Here is a 20019-nt window from a genome sequence, read left to right as displayed (position 1 = left end):
CTCGCACAACGGACGAACGCTATCGAGTTGCTTGGAATCGGTGAATCACGCGACGCAATTTTCGCCAAGCAAGACGGATTTCTCGTCATCCAGTTCGTTGCATTCGCATCTGTGTTTCGGCAAAGGTTACCCCAGATGTCACTTCGGCAACGGTTCTGTAGTTCCTGTTTCGCAACGCAATTAAGGCGTCTGGCAGTGCTTTTGCTTTGGCACAAGCTTATGAGAGGACACTGTCGACAGCGCTGAAAGCGCTATCACGAAACATCGTTCAGAAACACCGATCAAGAACATTGTTCAGTGGTTTGGTACGAGCGTTGCTAACCAGCTTGCAAACCAGCATTGCATAGCCAATGCGAACCTTACTCACATTAGAGCGGCAAATTCGCATCCTACATGCTCAACTAGCGGTTGTTTGCTCGTTTGTGAATCGAACGCACTACTCCATAGTATCGAGACAACAATATTGATGAATGATTCAAACCGAACACCAATCACTGTCGTTCAGGGTGCGTCAAAGGTTTACCGTCAAGGAGATCGGACGATTAGCGCATTGCAGGGAATCGACTTGTCGATCTACGAAGGATCATTCGTTGCGGTGATGGGTGCGAGTGGGTCTGGGAAAAGCACTCTGCTGCACCTGATGAGCGGTCTGACACGCCCGTCATCGGGGACAATCACCGTCGCCGGGCATGATTTGGGAACACTATCTGATCGCCGAATGACACACTTCCGTCGGAATCGCATCGGGTTGGTGTTTCAGGCATTCAATCTGATTGCTTCGCTCAATGCGTACGACAACATTCTGTTTCCGCTCTATGCAGCCGGTGTGAAGCAAACGGACGATACGGTGGTCCACGAGCTGGCTTCGCAACTTGGAATTCAAGACCGGTTGACCCATCGCCCCGATTCGCTCAGTGGTGGTGAGCAGCAGCGGGTGGCGATTGCTCGTTCGCTTATCGCCAATCCTGCGATCGTATTCGCTGATGAACCCACCGGAAGTTTGGACTCCGTTACCGGCCAATCAATTTGCAAACTGTTGCGAGACTTATCTGATCAACACGGACGCACCATCGTGATGGTGACTCATGAACCGAGCGTAGCCGTGTGGGCGGACGATGTCGTTGTCCTCAAGGATGGTGAAATCATCGATCGGTTTCCGACCAATCGGTATGAAGACGCTCAATCGTTAGCGGCCCACTACCAGCAGATCGTTGGAGAGTCTGCGATGGTGACGTCTTAGCCGCCGGAGTCATCGTGCGCTCGCTGTGTGTGACGCATCGCGTCTTCTCGGGTCGCCGAGGCAATTCTCGTCGTCGGCATGACATCTAAGAAAGTTGTGGTCGTTGTCAGGCGTCTGTGACGCGAGGCTTGTTTCCTACTTCTAACAAACCATTTCCTACCTACTTACTATTACTGCCGCGTAGCTTTTCGACGAAGCAAGCGACGGGCAACGTTTGCCCTCTAGCCAGCCACGCTCGATCTGTCGCCGGAACCTGGAGTCCGCTCCGAACTGGAAGTCCCCGTTCGGCGGCTCCGTATTTTTCGGGTTGATCCCTTCTTGTGTGCCCTATTCGCTGGAGAACTTTATGTTGCGCTTACTGTCCCATCACTTACTGAGTTTCGATTCGTCATCACGCGCGTTTCGGCTTCTTTCGTATCCGTCGCATCAACCGGTGTTGGGGCATCGTCGAAAGAATACATCGGCCTTTACGCTGATAGAGCTTCTGGTCGTGATTGCGATCATCGGAATACTGGTGGGCTTATTGTTGCCAGCGGTTCAAGCGGCTCGTGAAGCAGCCCGGGCGATGCAGTGCAGCAATAACATGAAGCAAATCGGTTTGGCGCTACACAATTATGCGTCGGTGTATCGCGAGGCGATTCCCAACAATGGGTTTTCCGGCATAGGCTACCCCAACGACTATTCTCCTCACGCGAAGTTGCTTCCGTATCTCGAACAGGCTCAATTGCAAGACTTGATTGATTTCAGCCTCAATATGGGACACCCTGCGACAGCGGACTTGCCGGAAGGACTTCACGAAGCCGCCGGAAAGCGCGTGGAATCCTTTGAGTGTCCTAGCGATATTGGTGCTGCGTTGCATGGGCTGACGATGGCGTCCGGAAGAGAGATCCAGATTGCGGGCACCAGTTATGGAATGAATCAAGGCAGCGGTTTGGATGGAGTCTTTCATCCGGGCAACGGTGTTCCATCAGATGGCTTGTGCTACGTCGGTGCGAAAATGAAATTTCGCGATGTCCTAGACGGTACTAGTCACACGATCGCGTTCGCTGAAAGCACCATCGGGCTTGGGTTGAACACCACAACCGCAGAACCCAAGATGGATGGACGAGGGTATGCGGCCGCCGTCTCATCCGTCGGAGCGCCTGTCATTGAGGCCGCCGCACAAAATGACTATCCCGTCGTGGAGTCGTTCATTACAGGATGGAATGGCAGTCGCCAGCACTACTGGCTTCGTGGCAGTGTGCCCAATGGTCCCGTCATGAACGGCTACCTAACGCCCAATAGCTACATTCCTGACCTGACCTTTCGATCAGCCAAGGTCACCGGGGCAAGAAGCTATCACACCGGAACGGTCAAAGTCTTGTTGCTCGACGGTAGCGTGCAAAACGTGACCGATTCCGTGGACGCCGATGTCTGGCACGCGTCCTGGACGAAGCATGGCGGAGAAATTGAAACGGTATCCTCCCTTTAACCCCATCCGCAAAATAGGAAGTCGCTACCCCTTGTGCAGGAAAACGGTTGTTGCTAATCTTAATGAGACTGATTCTCAATAGCAGTCAGTCTTAGCGAACTAGCCAGCAACCGGCGTTTTGAAGCCTTTTAGCCAGCCACACGCGATCCCAACCCTGAAGGATGCCCACCGCCGTGGCGAGCAGAACCCTTTCCTTTAGGCTCGATCCCTCACTGTGCGCCATTGGCCAGAGTCCAAAATGACCTTGTTGAAGAACACATGTTCGTCACTCCATCGAACTTCTCAAACGTCTAAGCAACCCCCGCATCGGCTCGCGTTCACCCTTGTCGAACTGTTGGTCGTGATCGCGATCATCGGCATTTTGGTGGGTTTGCTTTTGCCAGCCGTCCAAGCCGCTCGTGAAGCCGCACGTTCAATGCAGTGCAGCAACAACTTGAAGCAGATCGGTTTAGCGATGCACAACTACGCCAGCGTGTATCGCGAGGCGTTGCCCAACAACGGCTTCACCGGAGTTAGCTACGCCAACGACTATTCACCACACGCCAAGTTATTGCCCTATTTGGAACAAGTTCAATTGCAAGACTTGATCGACTTCAAGGTCGACATGGGGCATCCTGGTCGCGACGATTTGCCGGCTGCCATGCACAAAGCCGCGGGCACTCGTGTTGAGACCTTTGAATGCCCCAGCGATATCGGTTCCGCGATCCATCACATGACGATGCCGTCGGGAGCTTCACTTCCGATTGCGGGCACGAGCTATTCAATGAATCAAGGCAGTGGTTTGGATGGCAAGTTTAATCCCGAGTACGGCCCCGCCGATGGACTGTGTTGGGTCAACGCAACCACAAAGTTTCGTGACATTATTGATGGGACCAGTCATACCGTTGCGTTTGCTGAAACCACGGTTGGTTTAGGACTCACCAGCGATGCGGCAACGCCCAAGATGGACCTTCGCGGTTATCGTGCTGCTGTGTCAACGATTGGTGATCCGATCATCACAGCCGCCGCTAACCAAGATTACGAAACAGTCGAAACGGCAATCACGAGCTGGAAGGGAGATCGAAATCAGTATTGGCTTCGGGGATGTGTACCTAACGGTTCAGTGATGGTCGGTTTCTTGACGCCCAATAGTCCTATTCCAGATTTGTCGTTCCGTTCCGCAAAAGTGACCGGTCCTCGAAGCTATCACACGGGTTCAGTCAAAGTGTTGTTGGTTGACGGAAGCGTTCAAAGCGTTACCGATTCGATCGACGCCGATGTGTGGCACGCAAGTTGGACGAAGTATGGACGCGAAATTGAAACGTTATCCTCGCTGCAGTAACGGTATCGTCACTGTCGAGTTGTCGGTATCGAAACGCAGTTAACTTTCGGACCACAACCTTCAAACAGACGAGTCATCAAAATGCCGGAGACACCAAAATAGATCCTGACCCATCGTCACGACCGAGATCGCGAAGTTCATGGTCGCGTACCATTGTCGCTTGGCATTGGATCAGTTCAGCGATCAGTTTGGTGGGCATGCTGCTCTTTGCGGTCACCGGTATCACGCTAAATCATGCTTCGCAGATTGAGTCTAGTCCGGTGACGACAACAAAAAGCATCGAGTTGCCACCTGGTCTACTCGATGCACTGAATCAAAAGGTTGAGAACGACGAAGCTGAGAATCTCGACCAACAAAGCTTCAGCCAAGAAACCATCAGTCACAGAATACCTGACGAGGTGGCGAAATGGATTGGCGGTCAAATCGGAAAACCGATTGTATCGCGACCGGCCGATTGGTCTGACGATGAGATTTACATGTCGATGCCTGGTCCGGGTAGCGATGCTTGGCTGGCCATCGATCGGGAAACCGGCAGCGTTGAATTCGAACAAACCCAACGCGGCTGGATCTCGTACTTCAACGATTTGCACAAGGGACGTAACACCGGGCCGGCGTGGAAGTGGGTATTGGACCTGCTAGCTCTGGCGACCCTTGTGTTTTGCATAACAGGATTGATGTTGCTGATTCAGCACGCACGTCGTCGCAAGATGACATGGCCGATGGTCGCCCTTGGCTTCGTAATCCCAGCGCTGGTGGCGCTGTTGATGATTCACTAACTCGCAATGACCCCTACGATTCAATGAAAACGAAGAATTCCACCGTGGTTTCGACTGCGATCTCATTCGCGGTCTCGCTTATCACGCTCGTGTTGTTGCTAACCAGCGTGGGCAATGCATCGGAGCCCAGCAACGCATTCACCGCGACGATTGAAATACCCAAGCTCAATGTCTCTGAATACCACCGTCCCTACGTGGCAGTTTGGATTCAAGATGAGAACAAGAAAGCTGTCGCGAACCTTGCGGTTTGGTATCAACGGAAGGCTTCCGCCGAGGGAGCCGGTACGAAATGGCTGCCTGATCTTCGGCAGTGGTGGCGTCGTTCGGGGCGTAGTTTAGAAATGCCAGTCGACGGTGTTTCTGGAGCGACTCGACCGGCTGGTACCCACACCGTGACGGTCGCTCTTGACGATCCACGGCTCGCTGACTTGGTTCCGGGCGACTACAGCTTGATCGTCGAAGCCGCACGCGAAGTCGGCGGGCGTGAAGTGATCGAGATTCCATTCGCTTGGCCGGTCGACCAAGACGAAACGAAGAATGCCGAAGGCAATAACGAACTCGGCACGATCACGCTTACGATTCAACCAGCAAACTAGAACTACCTTTCACCATAACCAAAAGCTTTTTAAGGAATCTTCGATGACTCGTTTTCTGCTGTCCATGTTGATGGTCGCCTTGGTCCTTCCGTCGACCACCTTCGCTCATAAAGTGTGGTTGCGACCCTCGCAAACTGTGTTTTCAGGCAATGACCCCTGGGTCACCTTTGACGCGGCTGTGTCGAACGACTTGTTCTACTTCAACCATTTTCCCTTGCAATTAAACGGGTTGCAGATCACTGCACCGGATGGCAGCAATGCCGAGGCCCAGAATTCATCAGTGGGCAAATACCGCAGTGTGTTTGATCTGTCCCTGGCTCAACAAGGCACCTACCGCGTCGCCATCGTCAATCGTGGTGTGTTCGCTGGTTACGAAGTCAATGGTCAACGGAAGCGATGGCGAGGAAAGCCCGAGGACATGGCAAGCAGCATTCCTGAGGACGCAAGCAACGTGAAAGTTACCGAAAGCATCGGTCGGGTCGAAACGTTTGTCACCAATGGTGCACCGTCTAGTGAGGCGCTTAAGCCGACCGGCGAAGGCGTCGAGCTGATTCCGGTCACTCACCCGAATGATCTTTACTCAGGCGAAAAGGCTACGTTCCGCTTTGTCGTCAATGGGAAGCCAACCGAAGGTCTGGAAATCACGATCATCCAAGGTGGAACCCGCTATCGCAATTCTCAGGAAGAAACGCACGTGACGACCGATGCCAATGGTGAGGTTTCAGTAACGATGTCCGAGCCCGGCATGTACTGGGTCGAAACGAGCACCGCTGACGAGAACGCAAGTATTCCGGAAGCACAATCGCGACGGCTCAGCTACACGGCGACTTTGGAAGTGCTCCCTCAATAGCGGAACGAGTGATGCAGGTTCAGTCAGTTATCAGACTCGTCAATGTCATTGCACTGACGAGTCTGGCTGTGGTCGCGATGTCGTTCGCATGGTGGACGAACGGAACTTGGTGGACGTCGCTGCCAAGCGAGGATCGTCTTTGGGTTGCGGTGTGCATTTCGATGGCTTACTTAGGTTTGCTCTGGTCCTGTTTGCACAGCACGCGGGTAACGAGCCAGCGAAACCGTACCGCGCGGGCGATTGGTTCTGTTGCCGATACAAAGCAGTCAGAAGCGGTTGTGCAAGGGTCGCAGAATCGTGAGTTGCCAGTGTTGGTGATTTACGCAACTGAGACTGGGTTTGCTGAAACGCTTGCGAAGCAAACTGCGTCTCGATTGGATGACCTTGGTCAAGTTGTTAATCTGTTACCCATCGACGCTCTTGATGTGACCCTTCTGAAGCAGTGCTCGCGTGCTTTGTTCATCGCCAGTACGGCTGGGCAGGGCGATCCACCGGAACAGGCTATCGAGTTTGCGGAGACGGTGATGACAGAACGTGCCGACCTATTGAATTTGAACTACGCCGTTCTGGCACTGGGCGATAGTAGTTACGACGACTATTGCGCATTTGGTCGCCAACTTGATCAATGGTTGGGCTGGAGTGGTGGCAATCAATTGTTCGAGTCGATCGAAGTGGATGACGCCGATGACGATGCCGTCGCTCGATGGTTCGCTTGTGTTGGCAAAGCATGCGGACTTCCGGAAGCAGTGCCCGCACATTCCAGCTAGTGAAGTCTCTATGACATCGAATCAAGCAGTTCGATAGGCAAAACGTTGAGCCGATTCGAGCGGGCAATAGATCGAACTGGGTTCTTGTGCGAGATTCCTAGGCCAGCTTGTAAGACAAATGGATTGCCGAGTAGCTTTGGGAAGTGTGATCGACAATCTGATCAGGTCTCGAAGGCGTTTAGAATCCGCCTCCGCCGAGCGCTTGATACGCATTGACGATGGCGGATAGCTGTTCTTGTTTGGTGTCAATCAGGTCCATTTTCGCTTCCATCATTTCACGTTGTGCGAGAAGCACCTCGACGTACTCGGCTCGAGCGTTTTGGAACAACTTGTTGGCAGCATCCACCGAGGCCTGCAACGATTCAAGCTGACGCTTTTTGTCTTCAACACTGCGGCGGTAGTTTTCAACCTTGGAAATTTGATTGACTACTTCGATATGAGCTTCCAAGACAGTTTGTTGGTAGTTGTAGATCGCCTGCAACTGTTCCGCGTTGGCGGTTCGATAATCTGCTTGAATCGCCCGTCTGTTGATTAGCGGCCCTACAAGTTCGCCAGCCATTCCATAGACCAGCGATTCCGGGGTGCGGAACAAGTATCCAGTGCTGAAAGCATTCCAGCCCAGTCCAGCGGTCAGACTAAGTGATGGGTAGAAACGTGCCCGGGCGACCTTAACATCTAAGCCAGCAGCAGCGACTTGTCGCTCGGCTTCGCGAATATCGGCTCGGTATTGAAGCAACTCAGATGGTACTCCGGCACCAAGGGTGTTCAGGTTCAAGTCAATAAATTCCACCGGAATGCGGTCAACGGGTTGAGGGTAGCGTCCCGCCAGAAAGTTGATTCGGTTTTCAACTTCCACGATTTCCTGAGCAATCAGTGATCGTTCGCTGACGTTCTTTTGCACCTCTGCTTGGAAGCGTTGAACCGCCAACTCCGTTCCGCGTCCTGCTTCCTTCTTGGCCTCGGCCACTTTCAAACTCTGTTGCTGAATTTCAATCGTAGCGTTCAAATTCTGCATGCGGCCGTCGAGGGCAAGCAGTTCGTAATACCGTTCTGCTACCTCGGCAACTACGCGGGTAACGATGTAAGTTCGACCTTCTTGGCTACCCAAGTAGCGCATTGCCGCGGCTCGCTGTGAATTGCGTAGCTTTTTCCAAATGTCTAGTTCCCACGAAACGTTGGCACCAACACCGAAGTCGCCCAAGGGATCTGGGAAAGCTCGGCCATCGGCAACCTCAAGTTGGTCTTCGACGGCACCCTCACGAGTGTGTCGCCCTGATTTTTCGAAACCCGCGCTCGCACCGAGCGAAACAAAAGGACGGTACTCGCCACTTCGTGCGTAGGCTTCATTGCACGCAATGCGAATCTCTTCCGACAGTATCTTCAGCTCCTGATTTCCCGTGATCGTTTCGGTGATCAGGCTTAGCAGATACGGGTCGCTATAGAATACAGCGTGCGGAAGCTGAGCGGAATTTTCATACGGCATCGCCGCAGTGGGGAAACTGCTCGGACCGATTTCCGTGTCAATGAGCCCAATGGCGAATGAGTTTGACATCGCAACTGAATCGTCATCGCCTATTGTGGAGCTCGATGAATTCGCCGTGGCGATGTCGTTAGAAGGTGCCTCATCGCTGCTTGCACTTGAATGGATGCTGTCCTCATGGAACACTCCGTCGGCACCGCCGGATTGAGTGACTGGACTTAAGTAGCTAGCCTCGTGAATCAAACTCGCCAATGACGTCGAACGAGTGCCAGAGTGCGGCGATGCGACTTCAGTGACTTGCCTCGTAGAAGACTCGGTCGGTAGCTTCGACGAATCTTGGCCAGCGGTAGAAGGCTTTACGGCATCCGCGGAAATCGCGTTTTCCTGAGACGTCCCGTAGGGAGCTCCATTGTTCCACTGGTAGCTCTGCGGCATTGCCGGACCGCACTGAGCGTGGCGAAGTCCGGGAATCTTACAGCCGGCGTTTGTCAGTAGAGTTCCGCACAATACCGCTGCGAAATAGATGCGACGGCGTGACTTGATAGTGGAATTCGTTGTCGGGTTTCGGCTCATGTTCGTCCCTGTATGTCTTCGCTTCAACGGCGTCTTGCCCAGCGAGTTACTGTCGTCCGACCTTAGGTTGTGCTAGTTCCGCTCGTGCGAGCTGGTTGGATGCTTATCGTCCTTCTGAATGTTCCCGAATTGCTTGTGAGTCACGTCGTTTTGATTGTGCGAGGATTTGCAGATCGGTTCTTCAGCGCATAGCGTTCAGGTTGACTTTGGCAGTTAGCGAAAATATTTCAACTGCGTTGCCCGAGCTGGCACGTGCGTTTGTCGAAGCCCGCGTTGTCGGCAATCCGGCTAAAGCCTCGCCCCTTAGACGTTGAACACATTGCTGAGGTGGTCAGCTTCACCAAGTGGCAGGAGGATCGCTCGCAGGAAACGATTCAGCGCTGGCTTCATCGACAGAGTCAACCACTCCGTGAGCCGCGTCAAATTTCAAGACGCGACGCGTTCTTCCATTGAGAGCTTTGGCAATTGCGGCGGACTTGGTGGATCGTATGGGTTTCGCAAACCGTACTTCGATCCCATGAACCGTTCGATAGACCGGCGTATTGGCATCCTGGTTACGTGCTGATTTGGCATTCGTAGATTTCATGTTCATCGGAGCCTTGAATGTGAGAGATCGAAAGTAAGAGGTGAGTTTCGTTTGCCAACCTGGCTGTGTCATTGCCTGCGGCATGACGATCGGAACCGGTTAGTGATTGCGCGGCGCGGACAGATTTTGGTCGGCATGCCGCAATGCGGCCAACCTGGTCGTGTATCAAACGCCGGTAAAACTTTTGAATCACCTGCTCGATACGACGCCGAGGTCTAACGCTCGAGAATCACGCGTGACCCACGCTTTGACGACCTTGGGTAACTAGTCAACGTGCGTTGATGATCGAGCAAGCCATCGGCTTATCCCCTGCAATCTGTGGACCATTTATCGCTTATCTGAAGGGTGTGAATGAGATAAGTGCTTTGCCAGAGCCTTTAGTTCGTTGCAACGACATGTGCATGTAATTGCAGGAGCTACGAAGAGACTTGCAGATTGAGCCTGGCAATGCGGGCATTGCTGCGGCAACGTTGAAAAATCTTATCCGTCGGTGATTCGCTAGGGCTGCGGCATAATCCCGACACCTTTCCCGGGGTGGAACCCACGTTTGGCACGACTGGTGCGTAAGCCGAATCGGTCAACGCTTTTGAAGGCCTGATAGGCTCTCATCTCGCCAGTCCCTCAACATTCTTCGGTATCGCCTGTTCTCATTCAAGAATTCTGGAAAAGCACTATTCATGCGCAACAACTTGGTATTCGCGGTCATCGTCGCGGTCGCTTCCCTGTCAATGTCGGGAGTTGAAACGATCAAAGAGACCTACCAAACGTACTTTGCCTCGCAAGAATCCGACGGCGAGGTTGGCAGCGATTCGCATCGAGCTGCAACTCCTCTTCACGCTAGCGATCACGAGGATGGCGGGCATGACAATGGCGGGCACAAAGAAGGTGACCATCATGCCGCAGGCGAACATCATGCTCAACACAAAATCGTTGTGACCAACCCGGTGTCCAAGGATGTGACGTTGACCCAGCAGTACGTCTGTCAGATCCACTCGCGTCGGCACATTGAAATTTGCGCCCTGGAAGGTGGCTACTTAAATGAAATCGGTGTTGGGGAAGGACAGAGTGTGAAGCGCGGTCAATCTTTGTTTCGAATACTCCCCACGCTTTTGGAGGCAAAGCTGGAGGCGGATCGGGCAGAGGCGAGTTTGGCGCAAGTGGAATACGACAACACTCAGAGTCTAGTGCAGCAGAACATCGTTTCGCCGCAAGAATTGAAGCTTGCGAATGCGAAGTTGGCGAAAGCTATGGCCAACGTCAAGCTCGCTCAGGCGGAGATGAACTTCGCCGACATCAAGGCGCCTTTCGATGGCATCGTCGACCGATTGCATGAACAGGAGGGAAGCCTCATCGAAGAGGGAGCGATGTTGACGACGATGTCGGACAACAGCGTGATGTGGGTGTACTTCAACGTGCCCGAGGCTCGGTATCTGGAATATCAAACCGCTTTAGGTGGTGGGGAAGATCAAAGCAGACTGAACGTTCAATTGAAGCTCGCCAACCATAAGATCTTTGAACAACCGGGCCGGATAGGTGCGATTGAAGCAGACTTTGACAGCGAGACAGGAAACATCGCTTTCCGCGCAGACTTTCCAAATCCCAACGGTCTTTTGCGACACGGTCAAACGGGAACAGTACAAATTCATAAGATCGAAAAGGATGCGATCGTGATCCCTCAACGTGCGACCTTCGAAATTTTGGCGAAGAAGTACGCCTATGTAGTGGATGCCGACAACGTCGTTCATCAACGTGAGATCACGATCAAGAATGAAAAGGATGACATCTTCATCATTGAAAATGGTTTGAGCGCGGGGGACCGAATCGTTCTGGAAGGAATCCGGCAAGTCCGTGACGGTGAGAGATTCCAGTTTGAATTTGTTCAGGGTGAGGCAGTGCTTGCCAACTTGAAGTACCACGCTGAATAGACGTCTTGGCGAGAGCACGCCGGTAGCTGGTTGCCAAATGCTGCAAGCAGACCACTCACTTTCCTGATTCAAGAATATCGCTTCGTGTATGTTTGAAAAGTTTCTTCACCGGCCCGCGTTGGCCATCGTGATATCGCTGCTAATCCTGTTCATGGGCGGATTGGCAATCAATGTCTTACCGATCTCACAATTTCCGTCGGTTGCTCCGCCGAGCGTTCGCGTTTCGGTGTCCTATCCCGGCGCGAGCGCAAAGATCCTTATCGATTCAACGATGGTGATCCTGGAGCAAGCAATCAACGGCGTTCCCAACATGCGATACATGCTGAGCGACGCTACCAGTGCGGGTGAGGGAACAATTCAAATCGTTTTCGAACCGGGGACCGATCCAGATGTCGCGGTAATGAACGTCAACAATCGCGTGCAGATGGTCAAGAATAATTTGCCGCCGATTGTCGAACGCGAAGGCATCATCGTGATGCAGAATATGACGAGCATGTTGATGTACGTGAATGTTTTCAGCACCGATCCGAATGTCGACCAGAACTATCTATACAACTACGCCACCGTCAACATTCTGAACGAGATCAAACGCATACCTGGGGTAGGGATGGCGTCGATCCTAGGCAACCGATCCTATGCGATGCGCGTTGAACTCGATTTAGATCGCATGCGCGCGTATCAGGTTGATGCTGAGGATGTCATGAAGGCACTTGATGAGCAGAGCATGATTGGTTCTCCGGGACGACTTGGTCAAGCTACGGGTAGTACTTCCCAGACTCTTGAGTACGTGTTGACGTGGATTGGTCGTTACGACAAGCCAGAACAGTATGGCGAGATCATTCTGCGAGCCACTCCCGAAGGCGAAATTCTGCGACTGGGCGACGTTGCCAAGGTTTCGCTTGGATCTTCGTTCTACGATCTCTATTCAGACATCGATGGACTTCCCGCTGCAGCGATCGTGCTCAAGCAGACGCCCGGTTCCAATGCGGCCGATGTGATTGAGAAGGTGAAAGCAAAGGTCGAAGAGATAAAGCAAAAGCAGTTTCCGCCAGGGATGGACTACGCAGTGACCTACGACGTTTCAAACTTTCTCGATGCATCCATCGAAAAGGTACTGCATACGCTCTTTGAAGCCTTCATTCTTGTATCGCTCGTCGTCTATCTTTTTCTCGGGGACTTTCGCAGCACGTTGATTCCGACGTTGGCGGTTCCGGTGTCGCTGATTGGGACCTTCTTTTTCATGCTGATGTTCGGCATGTCGATCAACCTTATCACCTTGTTCGCTTTGGTGTTGGCCATTGGGGTGGTGGTCGATGATGCGATCGTGGTGGTGGAGGCAGTCCACGAGAAGATGCACACGAAACACTTGGGACCTTATCAAGCAACGCAAGAAGTGGTTCGGGAAATTAGCGGCGCGATCATTGCAATCACATTGGTGATGACTGCTGTGTTCATTCCCGTGACGTTCATGACCGGTCCCGTGGGCGTGTTCTATCGGCAATTCGCGTTAACGATGGCGATGTCGATTGTGATCTCGGGTGTTGTCGCGTTGTCGTTGACGCCGGTGTTGTGTGCGATGATTTTGAAACCGATCGATGATACCCAGCAAGGTGGTTTGGTCGGTGCACTGAATCGTTCGATGGAACGATTTGCCGGCAAGGGAGCGTTCGTAGTTCGCGCAGGGTTGTGCTTGCTGCTTGGTTCACTGGTGGGATTGGGAGTGTACTTTCTTCTGCACGTCGAGATTGTTCACGAGGTTTTGTCTGAGCAGGTACAACTCACCGATCCGCGAGTGAAGATCATTTCGGCGGTTGTGGCAGTCCTAGCAGTATTCTCGTTTCGGTCCATGTTCTCGGGATTCAACGGCAACGTAAAGCGGCGCAGTCCGATTGGAATGCTGCTTCGCGGATTTGATCGCGGGGTTGAGAAAATCACCGGTGGTTACGCCAGTGTGCTGCGACGCATCATCACGCGACGTATGCTAACCGTCGTCGTGATCGGTGTGTTTTGCTATGGAATTTTGGTTGTCAACCGAGTCTTACCCACTGGATTCATTCCTTTGGAAGACCAGGGAATGATCTACGGCATCGTACAAACGCCTCCGGGGTCAACGCTTGAGTACACCAACGCAAAGTGTCACGAATTGCAGGCTATCTGTAAGCAGATGGATGAGATCACATCCGTGTCGTCGATCGCTGGCTATGAAGTTTTGACGGAAGGACGTGGTTCCAACGCAGGAACCTGCATCATCAATTTGAAGCCTTGGGCTGATCGTGAATTGACTTCGAAGCAGATCATTGAGGAGTTGGAGGATCGCGGCACTGACATTGCGAACGTGAAGCTTGAGTTCTTTGAACCGCCCGCGGTTCCCGGATTTGGTGCCGCAGGTGGTTTCGCAGTCAATCTGCTCGACCAAACCAATAGCGGTGATTACCAAGCGTTGGGTGAAGAGACCGACAAGTTCATGGAAGCGCTTGCCAATCGGAAAGAACTCAAAGGCGTGTTTACCTTCTTTGCCGCGAACTATCCACAGTACGAAATCATCATCGACAACGATGTGGCCATGCAAAAGGGAGTTTCCATTCGTGACGCGATGGATAACTTGTCGATCGTGATTGGTAGCACCTGGGAACAAGGTTTCGTTCGCTTTGGCCAGTTCTACAAAGTCTATGTCCAGGCGCTTCCGCAGTTTCGTCGCTATCCCGAAGACCTGGACAACATGTTCGTCAAAAACGAGTCGGGCGAGATGGTTCCCTACTCCGCCTTCATGCGTATTGAAAAGCGGCAGGGACTCAATGAGATCAGTCGGTACAATTTGTATCCCACAGCACCGATTCAAGGGGCTCCCGCCGCCGGGTACAGCAGTGGCGAGGCGATTGCCGCGATCAAGGAAGTTGCCGCCGAAACACTGCCCAATGGTTTCGACATTGACTGGCAAGGGCTGGCGTATGACGAAGCAACGGCGGGCAATACCGCAATCTACATCTTCTTGGTGGTCGTGATTTTCGTGTACATGGTACTGGTCGGCCAGTACGAAAGTTTCATCATTCCATTGGCAGTGTTGTCATCGTTGCCAGTTGGCCTGTTTGGCTCGTTCCTGTTCCTAAAGGCAATGGGACTCGCCAACGATGTGTATTGCCAAATCGGTTTGGTGATGTTGGTGGGTTTACTCGGCAAGAACGCGATTTTGATCATTGAGTTCGCTGTTCAGCGTCGTCAACAGGGACTCAGCATTAAGGAAGCTGGTATCGAAGGAGGCAAGCTACGGTTTCGTCCAATTCTGATGACCTCGTTTGCGTTCATCGCGGGGCTCATACCGCTCGTCCGCGCTACTGGCCCCGGAGCGATCGGCAACCGAACCATTGGTACAACCGCGGTTGGCGGCATGTTGTTGGGCACGTTGATCGGCGTTCTTGTCATCCCGGGTTTGTACTACCTGTTCGCTAAGTTCGCCGACGGTCGCCGGCTCATTAGAGACGAGCATGAGGAACCGCTGAGTGAGATTTTCGAACGACGCGATTCGATCGCACACCAACATCCTCCGACAGCGTAAGTAACGACGGGCGACGAATTGCCGAGTCTTCGTTCACCTTAGGAACGTTGTTCTGGGGTCTCGTTGTTCTGGAACCTCGTTGTCCAACTCTGAAGGAAGTCCGCTACCCAATGTCGAGTGTCCTCATGACAAGCGAATATCACGTTCTCGTTATTAGCAATGATCCCCATGCGCGGTTGAGGCTAGCGAATGGGCTTGGTCGGATGGCGGACCGGCTGGTGACGGTAGAATCAGTCGACGAAGGAATACAGATGCTTGTCGATGGCAGATTTCAACTCGTTGTCATCAATGTAGACGCGAATATAGACCAAGATTGTTGGGACGCAATATCGTTGGTGAAGCAGCATAAACTAGAGACCGATTCGGTGACGACGCTCGCTGAAATTACAGCAGCAGCCGAGCGAGCAGGCATTGTGAATGCCCTAGCTGCCAACGATCATCATCGCGAATCAACTGCCAAAGCGCTCGGCATAAGCGTTCGAACCTTGCACTATAAAATGAACAGGTACGATCTACATCAGAGAGCGTGACTGTTTGTCTAGAGGAATCTCTCATCAATTAGGGTAAGGCAAAGCAAAACTGGGCAATGCGAAGGATATGTCCTAGATCGAGCCAGGTGAGATCCGTGCCTCAATGGAGGTGAATTAGGTCAAGTCCGGAAAAAAGCTGGCTAGATCCAGGTCGTCATTCATATCGCGTTGCAATTGAATCAACCGCTGGAATAGCTCCGCCACCCTGTTCTTGTGTTGCGGATCCTTCGCGAGGTCGTTTTGTTCGAGCGGATCATGACCGAGGTCGTACATCCTGACCACTTTCGCCTGCGGATAGACGATCAACTTCCAATTGTCGACACGGACCATTCTCTGCAGGTCTTCTGCGTAGCATCCGTAAATTGCGTCATGACGACTCGACGCGTTCGAATCTTGGAAGAACGGAACCAGACTTTCGAAGAAAACTTCTTCAGGCTTTTCAGCTCCGGCGAGTTCTAATGTTGTAGGCATGATGTCTTGCAGATAGACCGGCGCGTCACGGCGTTGCCCAGGTTCGATGCCTGGTCCAACCATGATTAGGGGAGGCTTCATGCTATGCTCGTACATGTTCTGTTTGCCCATCAAGCCGTGTTGGCCACACGCTAGTCCGTGGTCCGCGGTAAACACGATGTAGGTACTGTCTCGTTTTCCTGTTCGGTCCAACGCATCAAGGATGCGGCCAATCTGTTCGTCCATGTGGGAGATGATCGCGTAGTACTCTTGGCGATTCACGCGAACGGAATAGGGTGTGCGTGGCCAGGGTGCCAAGTGCTCGTCACGCTGAAAAATCAAACGCGGCTTGCCAGTGTTGTGTGCAGCTTTCGAGGCAGGGACCTGATAGCACCCCATTTCTTGCTTGAACGGATACTCGACTTGGAAATTTTCCGGCAACTTGATTTCCTGTTGCGGATACATGTCGACAAACCGTTGCGGAGATTGCCGCGGATCGTGCGGTGCGTTGAATGCCAAGTACATGAAGAACGGCTTATCACGCTTCGCTGCGTCTTCAAGGAAGCCTGTCGCGTCATCCGCAAGCACTTCGCTCCAATGCTTTCCGCCCTTCCAGTAGCCCGCGAATTTCGGGTCCGACGGAGACCATTTGTCGGGCTGACCCTCGACGGGACGGTCGTAGCCTTCGTTGGTTTGATTGGGCATTCCGGGGCGTTCGTGCGCGACATGATCGAAAACGTCGGTCGTTTTCATTCGACCGATGTGCCACTTCCCAGCCATGTAGGTTTCGTAGCCCACATCGTGGAGCAATTGAGGCCAAGATTGACGTGATCGTGCGAGGTTAGGCAGTTTCGCGTCTTTGGCATTCCAAACGGAACGACCGGTGACCATCATCGTGCGCGAGGCGATACAGACCGCGCCGGTCCAAGATCCCATGTTGTACGCATTCGTGAAGGCGGTTCCTTCGCGTGCGAGCCGATCCAAGTTCGGCGTATGGACCTCTGGATTGCCAAGCTCACCGATAGTGTCGTAGCACTGGTCATCGGCAAAAACAAACAGGATGTTGGGACGCGTTTCGTCAGCGTTTGCCGTAGTGCCCGCGATCAGGAGAATCGCGATGACGGACTGAAAGATATTCACGTTAGTTTCTCGATGGAGGTTGAGTTGAAGTTTCGTTGGCGTCGCGCCATCCGATCGGCTGAGTCCAAGCCTGTTGCTGTTGGTTAGCGAAGGATGGATCACTGTGAGCTTCGCTGCTGGTGATGACCGCACGGACGTAGAGTTCGTTTCCCTTGAGCGTATAGCGAGGCGATAGCTCTTTCGAGCTAGCAACAACGACTCCCACGCGGTTCATTTCTTCCGGAGTGTCCGCTTCGGGTGAGTGAAGCGAGGCGATAAAGTCGGTTTGGTAGTTCACACCATTTTGCGCGTCAATTTGGATCGCTAACGTTTGCTTGGCCACATCGAAATGCACGTCTGTCAGCGATACGCCGCTGGATGCATAGAAGTCACCCTGCTTCATCGCGCGAATCAAATGCTCGGGCGTAAGGTAGTGACTGCGGACCATTACCCATCCACGCCCCGGATGCGAACCTGGTTGTCCGTGGTACTCGTGGGAATCGTCAGTCGCGACACCAAAAAGTGGCGGCGTGTGTAACGAGCCTAAGCGGATCGTGTTGGCAATATCCCAAAGTTTTTCAACACTGGGGTGGTGTTCGTCGCCAAGATGGTTCACACCGGGGTGCCCGTTGTAAACTTCGAAGAATTGTTCTGAGACGACTGTGGCTATGTCTTCAGCCGAGACGCCGTAAAAGAAGTTGGGGTGATTCAGGTGAGGCAAGACTTCGCGACCGTGCTCTTTACCGTGCTCGATAATCGCGCGTAGATTGTTCTCGATCGTTTGGCGTACGGTTTCGCCACCTTGCGGAGCTATCGCTTCGGCAAGGTTTGTTGCGTTGATATGGATTGGTTTACCCTCTGCCTTATCGCTGATTTCTTCGGCGGGTATCAGAATAAACTTGCCGGCTTCCTCGAGCAGATAGCGAAATTCATCGAGTGGTTTCAATCGAACTTCGTAGTCGTCGGATTGGGAATCGCCACGAGTTTCGACCCACGCGTCGCCGAACCGTTCTCGATATCGCGACAGGATTCCTTCGTCGCTGCGTTTGACCACTTCGTTCATTGGCATCCATCGCATTCCTTGACTAAGCACGTTGTGATCGGTCAAGGCGAGAAACTGGTAGTCCTTTGATCGGTACCAATCGGCGATCATTTCGGGGAACTGATCGCCATCGCTCCAAAGTGAGTGAGTGTGCAGGTTTCCCTTCCACCAACGAGCGTCAGTCCGAAACGATTTCGGTTCTTGGCTAACGACGCATGGGGTTAGCAACAGAGCAATTAGGATTGACAGCGTTACTCGTTGCAACGTCGTTAAGTTTGGTTGATTGTTCATTGGCCGAATCCTGCGTGCAGGTCGAGTAGAAAATAGCAAGCCGTTGTGATCACGACTGTTCCGATCAAGTTGAGTGCGAAACCATGCTTCGCCATTTCGCGGACGGTAATCTTTTCGCTACCAAAGATGATCGCGTTAGGCGGCGTCGCGACAGGTAGCATGAACGCGCAACTTGCCGACAAAGCCGCTGGGATCATAAGCGCAGAGGCGTCGAGCCCCGCGCCCACCGCAGCAGCGCCAAGAATCGGCATCAATAGAGTCGTGGTTGCCGTGTTGGACGTCATCTCGGTTAAGAACGTTACCGTGAAGCAAACGGCGGCGATTAGCAAAATTGGGTGGATGTCTTTCAACAATGCCAATTGGTTGCCAATGCTTAGCGACAACCCGGTGACTTCCGCTGCTTCTGCAATCGCGAGGCCACCGCCAAACAAGATTAGAATTCCCCATGGAATATCGCGAGCCGATTCCCAATCGAGCAGCGATTTTCTGTTTCCCTTTTCATCGACTTCGCCGTTAGGGACTAAGAACAAAACGACGACCGCCGCCAGACCGACGGTTGCGTCATGAGCCATTGGCATATCAAACCACGCGGCCCAACCGCCGTACGGTGCGCTGCGCGTGATCCACAACAAAGCGGTCGCCGATATGACGGCGAGCACACGACGTTGCGCTGGTGTCCATGGACCCATACTTTTGGTCATGGGAGCGACCGCTTCGCCCAAGCCTCGGGTCAACCAGAAACCCGCGGCCACCAGCATCGCTGCGGCGACGGGAACTCCGATCTTTAGCCAAGAAAAAAAGTCGACGGTACGTGATGTTTGCTGCTCGTAAATGGATACGAAAACCCCGTTGGGCGGCGTCCCGATGATTGTCGCCATTCCGCCGATGCTGCAACCGTAAGCGACTGCCAATAGTAACGGAACGTTCAACTTTGGATCGTTTTGCTCTTGAAGTACAGCGATGGCGACGGGCAGCATGATGAGTGCGGTGGCAGTGTTGGAAATCCACATGCTGCAAAACGCAGGTGCGAGCAAGAAGCCAAGCACGATTCGGCCTTGGGAACTGGTGCCCAGGAGCCGCATCATGCCATGGGAAACTCGCAAGTGTGTTTGAGAGCTTTCGGCGGCTCGTGAGATCATGAATCCTGCTAAAAACAACAGGACAAACTTGTCCCCGTATGCGGACGCTAGCTGTCCATGGTCAAGCACCCCGGTGCATGGAAAGACCACAAACGGAACGAGCGCCGTCACAGGTATGGGAACCGCCTCAGTGCACCACCAAACTCCGCACCAAACGGTGACTCCAGCGGCAATGGAGGCTGATGAGGTTAAACCTAGTACGCTCAGCCCAATGCCGTAGACGAGAAATGCCATTGCAATTCCTGAAGCGATGGCGACGGTGCGGATGGAAGGCATGTTCGAGTTAGGTACTGTTTGGGAGGGAGAGCGG

16 protein-coding genes are annotated in these 20019 nt (G+C 53.0%); 10 read left to right on the top strand and 6 right to left on the bottom strand.

Annotated elements, in window-relative coordinates; all coding sequences use genetic code 11:
- Positions 1 to 466 precede the first annotated feature (466 nt).
- From Pla22_RS18600 to Pla22_RS18590, 3 genes are all read left to right on the top strand, one after another.
- Positions 467 to 1240, top strand: a complete 774-nt coding sequence (locus Pla22_RS18600) for an ABC transporter ATP-binding protein (protein WP_146516248.1) — start codon at positions 467 to 469, stop codon at positions 1238 to 1240.
- 346 nt (positions 1241 to 1586) lie between these two features.
- Positions 1587 to 2711, top strand: a complete 1125-nt coding sequence (locus Pla22_RS18595) for a DUF1559 domain-containing protein (RefSeq protein WP_146516247.1) — start codon at positions 1587 to 1589, stop codon at positions 2709 to 2711.
- A gap of 238 nt (positions 2712 to 2949) precedes the next feature.
- Positions 2950 to 4032, top strand: a complete 1083-nt coding sequence (locus tag Pla22_RS18590; protein WP_146516246.1) for a DUF1559 domain-containing protein — start codon at positions 2950 to 2952, stop codon at positions 4030 to 4032.
- 76 nt (positions 4033 to 4108) lie between these two features.
- Here the strand turns inward: Pla22_RS18590 and Pla22_RS25875 are convergent, their stop codons facing one another.
- On the bottom strand, positions 4109 to 4231 hold the full coding sequence (locus Pla22_RS25875; RefSeq protein ID WP_261343150.1) for a hypothetical protein: 123 nt from the start codon (positions 4229 to 4231) through the stop codon (positions 4109 to 4111).
- Here Pla22_RS25875 and Pla22_RS18585 point away from each other — a divergent pair.
- Genes Pla22_RS18585 through Pla22_RS18570 form a run of 4 tightly spaced genes read left to right on the top strand, consistent with a single transcriptional unit; the run spans position 4185 to position 7021 of the window.
- The gene (locus Pla22_RS18585; RefSeq protein WP_315854225.1) at positions 4185 to 4808 is read left to right on the top strand and encodes a PepSY-associated TM helix domain-containing protein; all 624 of its coding nucleotides are present in this window, start codon (positions 4185 to 4187) and stop codon (positions 4806 to 4808) included. The two genes, Pla22_RS25875 and Pla22_RS18585, sit on opposite strands and share 47 nt — an antisense overlap.
- A gap of 23 nt (positions 4809 to 4831) precedes the next feature.
- The gene (locus Pla22_RS18580; RefSeq protein WP_146516244.1) at positions 4832 to 5404 is read left to right on the top strand and encodes a DUF2271 domain-containing protein; all 573 of its coding nucleotides are present in this window, start codon (positions 4832 to 4834) and stop codon (positions 5402 to 5404) included.
- Positions 5405 to 5447: 43 nt separating this feature from the next.
- Positions 5448 to 6254, top strand: a complete 807-nt coding sequence (locus Pla22_RS18575) for a DUF4198 domain-containing protein (RefSeq protein ID WP_146516243.1) — start codon at positions 5448 to 5450, stop codon at positions 6252 to 6254.
- An 11-nt stretch (positions 6255 to 6265) separates the two neighbouring features.
- The gene (locus tag Pla22_RS18570) at positions 6266 to 7021 is read left to right on the top strand and encodes a flavodoxin domain-containing protein (protein ID WP_242632153.1); all 756 of its coding nucleotides are present in this window, start codon (positions 6266 to 6268) and stop codon (positions 7019 to 7021) included.
- Positions 7022 to 7199: 178 nt separating this feature from the next.
- Here the strand turns inward: Pla22_RS18570 and Pla22_RS18565 are convergent, their stop codons facing one another.
- Together Pla22_RS18565 and Pla22_RS18560 are read right to left on the bottom strand one after the other, a co-directional pair.
- Positions 7200 to 9074, bottom strand: a complete 1875-nt coding sequence (locus tag Pla22_RS18565) for a TolC family protein (RefSeq protein ID WP_146516242.1) — start codon at positions 9072 to 9074, stop codon at positions 7200 to 7202.
- 337 nt (positions 9075 to 9411) lie between these two features.
- Positions 9412 to 9660 (bottom strand): hypothetical protein, encoded by a 249-nt coding sequence (locus Pla22_RS18560; protein ID WP_146516241.1) that lies wholly within the window; start codon positions 9658 to 9660, stop codon positions 9412 to 9414.
- A 677-nt stretch (positions 9661 to 10337) separates the two neighbouring features.
- On the opposite strand from Pla22_RS18560, the gene Pla22_RS18555 reads away from it, so the two are divergent.
- The 3 genes from Pla22_RS18555 to Pla22_RS18545 all read left to right on the top strand — a co-directional run bounded on the left by Pla22_RS18555 (position 10338) and on the right by Pla22_RS18545 (position 15668).
- Positions 10338 to 11585, top strand: a complete 1248-nt coding sequence (locus Pla22_RS18555; RefSeq protein ID WP_146516240.1) for an efflux RND transporter periplasmic adaptor subunit — start codon at positions 10338 to 10340, stop codon at positions 11583 to 11585.
- 88 nt (positions 11586 to 11673) lie between these two features.
- The gene (locus Pla22_RS18550) at positions 11674 to 15138 is read left to right on the top strand and encodes an efflux RND transporter permease subunit (protein ID WP_146516239.1); all 3465 of its coding nucleotides are present in this window, start codon (positions 11674 to 11676) and stop codon (positions 15136 to 15138) included.
- A 110-nt stretch (positions 15139 to 15248) separates the two neighbouring features.
- Positions 15249 to 15668 (top strand): helix-turn-helix domain-containing protein, encoded by a 420-nt coding sequence (locus Pla22_RS18545; RefSeq protein WP_146516238.1) that lies wholly within the window; start codon positions 15249 to 15251, stop codon positions 15666 to 15668.
- 114 nt (positions 15669 to 15782) lie between these two features.
- On the opposite strand, the gene Pla22_RS18540 is transcribed toward Pla22_RS18545, so the two are convergent.
- The 3 genes from Pla22_RS18540 to Pla22_RS18530 are packed head-to-tail and all read right to left on the bottom strand — an operon-like array spanning position 15783 to position 19985.
- The gene (locus tag Pla22_RS18540; RefSeq protein ID WP_146516237.1) at positions 15783 to 17258 is read right to left on the bottom strand and encodes a sulfatase-like hydrolase/transferase; all 1476 of its coding nucleotides are present in this window, start codon (positions 17256 to 17258) and stop codon (positions 15783 to 15785) included.
- A gap of 1 nt (position 17259) precedes the next feature.
- Positions 17260 to 18570, bottom strand: a complete 1311-nt coding sequence (locus tag Pla22_RS18535) for a PHP domain-containing protein (RefSeq protein ID WP_207310413.1) — start codon at positions 18568 to 18570, stop codon at positions 17260 to 17262.
- Entirely contained in the window at positions 18567 to 19985 is a 1419-nt protein-coding gene (locus Pla22_RS18530) for an SLC13 family permease (RefSeq protein WP_146516236.1), read from the bottom strand. Before Pla22_RS18530 ends, Pla22_RS18535 begins: the two co-directional genes overlap by 4 nt.
- Positions 19986 to 20019 lie beyond the last annotated feature (34 nt).

This window comes from Rubripirellula amarantea, from assembly GCF_007859865.1.
Classification (GTDB): domain Bacteria; phylum Planctomycetota; class Planctomycetia; order Pirellulales; family Pirellulaceae; genus Rubripirellula; species Rubripirellula amarantea.
Note: the sequence above shows the minus strand (reverse complement) of the source record. Positions and strands in the feature narration are given on the sequence as shown.

Bases quoted from the DNA above. Each gene is read 5' to 3' on its own strand.
- Pla22_RS18530 (WP_146516236.1), bottom strand. From the start codon at position 19,985: ATGCCTTCCATCCGCACCGTCGCCATCGCTTCAGGAATTGCAATGGCA.
- Pla22_RS18535 (WP_207310413.1), bottom strand. From the start codon at position 18,570: ATGAACAATCAACCAAACTTAACGACGTTGCAACGAGTAACGCTGTCA.
- Pla22_RS18545 (WP_146516238.1), top strand. From the start codon at position 15,249: ATGTCGAGTGTCCTCATGACAAGCGAATATCACGTTCTCGTTATTAGC.
- Pla22_RS18560 (WP_146516241.1), bottom strand. From the start codon at position 9,660: ATGAAATCTACGAATGCCAAATCAGCACGTAACCAGGATGCCAATACG.
- Pla22_RS25875 (WP_261343150.1), bottom strand. From the start codon at position 4,231: ATGCCCACCAAACTGATCGCTGAACTGATCCAATGCCAAGCGACAATG.
- Pla22_RS18580 (WP_146516244.1), top strand. From the start codon at position 4,832: ATGAAAACGAAGAATTCCACCGTGGTTTCGACTGCGATCTCATTCGCG.
- Pla22_RS18570 (WP_242632153.1), top strand. From the start codon at position 6,266: ATGCAGGTTCAGTCAGTTATCAGACTCGTCAATGTCATTGCACTGACG.
- Pla22_RS18565 (WP_146516242.1), bottom strand. From the start codon at position 9,074: ATGAGCCGAAACCCGACAACGAATTCCACTATCAAGTCACGCCGTCGC.
- Pla22_RS18575 (WP_146516243.1), top strand. From the start codon at position 5,448: ATGACTCGTTTTCTGCTGTCCATGTTGATGGTCGCCTTGGTCCTTCCG.
- Pla22_RS18590 (WP_146516246.1), top strand. From the start codon at position 2,950: ATGACCTTGTTGAAGAACACATGTTCGTCACTCCATCGAACTTCTCAA.
- Pla22_RS18595 (WP_146516247.1), top strand. From the start codon at position 1,587: ATGTTGCGCTTACTGTCCCATCACTTACTGAGTTTCGATTCGTCATCA.
- Pla22_RS18550 (WP_146516239.1), top strand. From the start codon at position 11,674: ATGTTTGAAAAGTTTCTTCACCGGCCCGCGTTGGCCATCGTGATATCG.
- Pla22_RS18600 (WP_146516248.1), top strand. From the start codon at position 467: ATGAATGATTCAAACCGAACACCAATCACTGTCGTTCAGGGTGCGTCA.
- Pla22_RS18555 (WP_146516240.1), top strand. From the start codon at position 10,338: ATGCGCAACAACTTGGTATTCGCGGTCATCGTCGCGGTCGCTTCCCTG.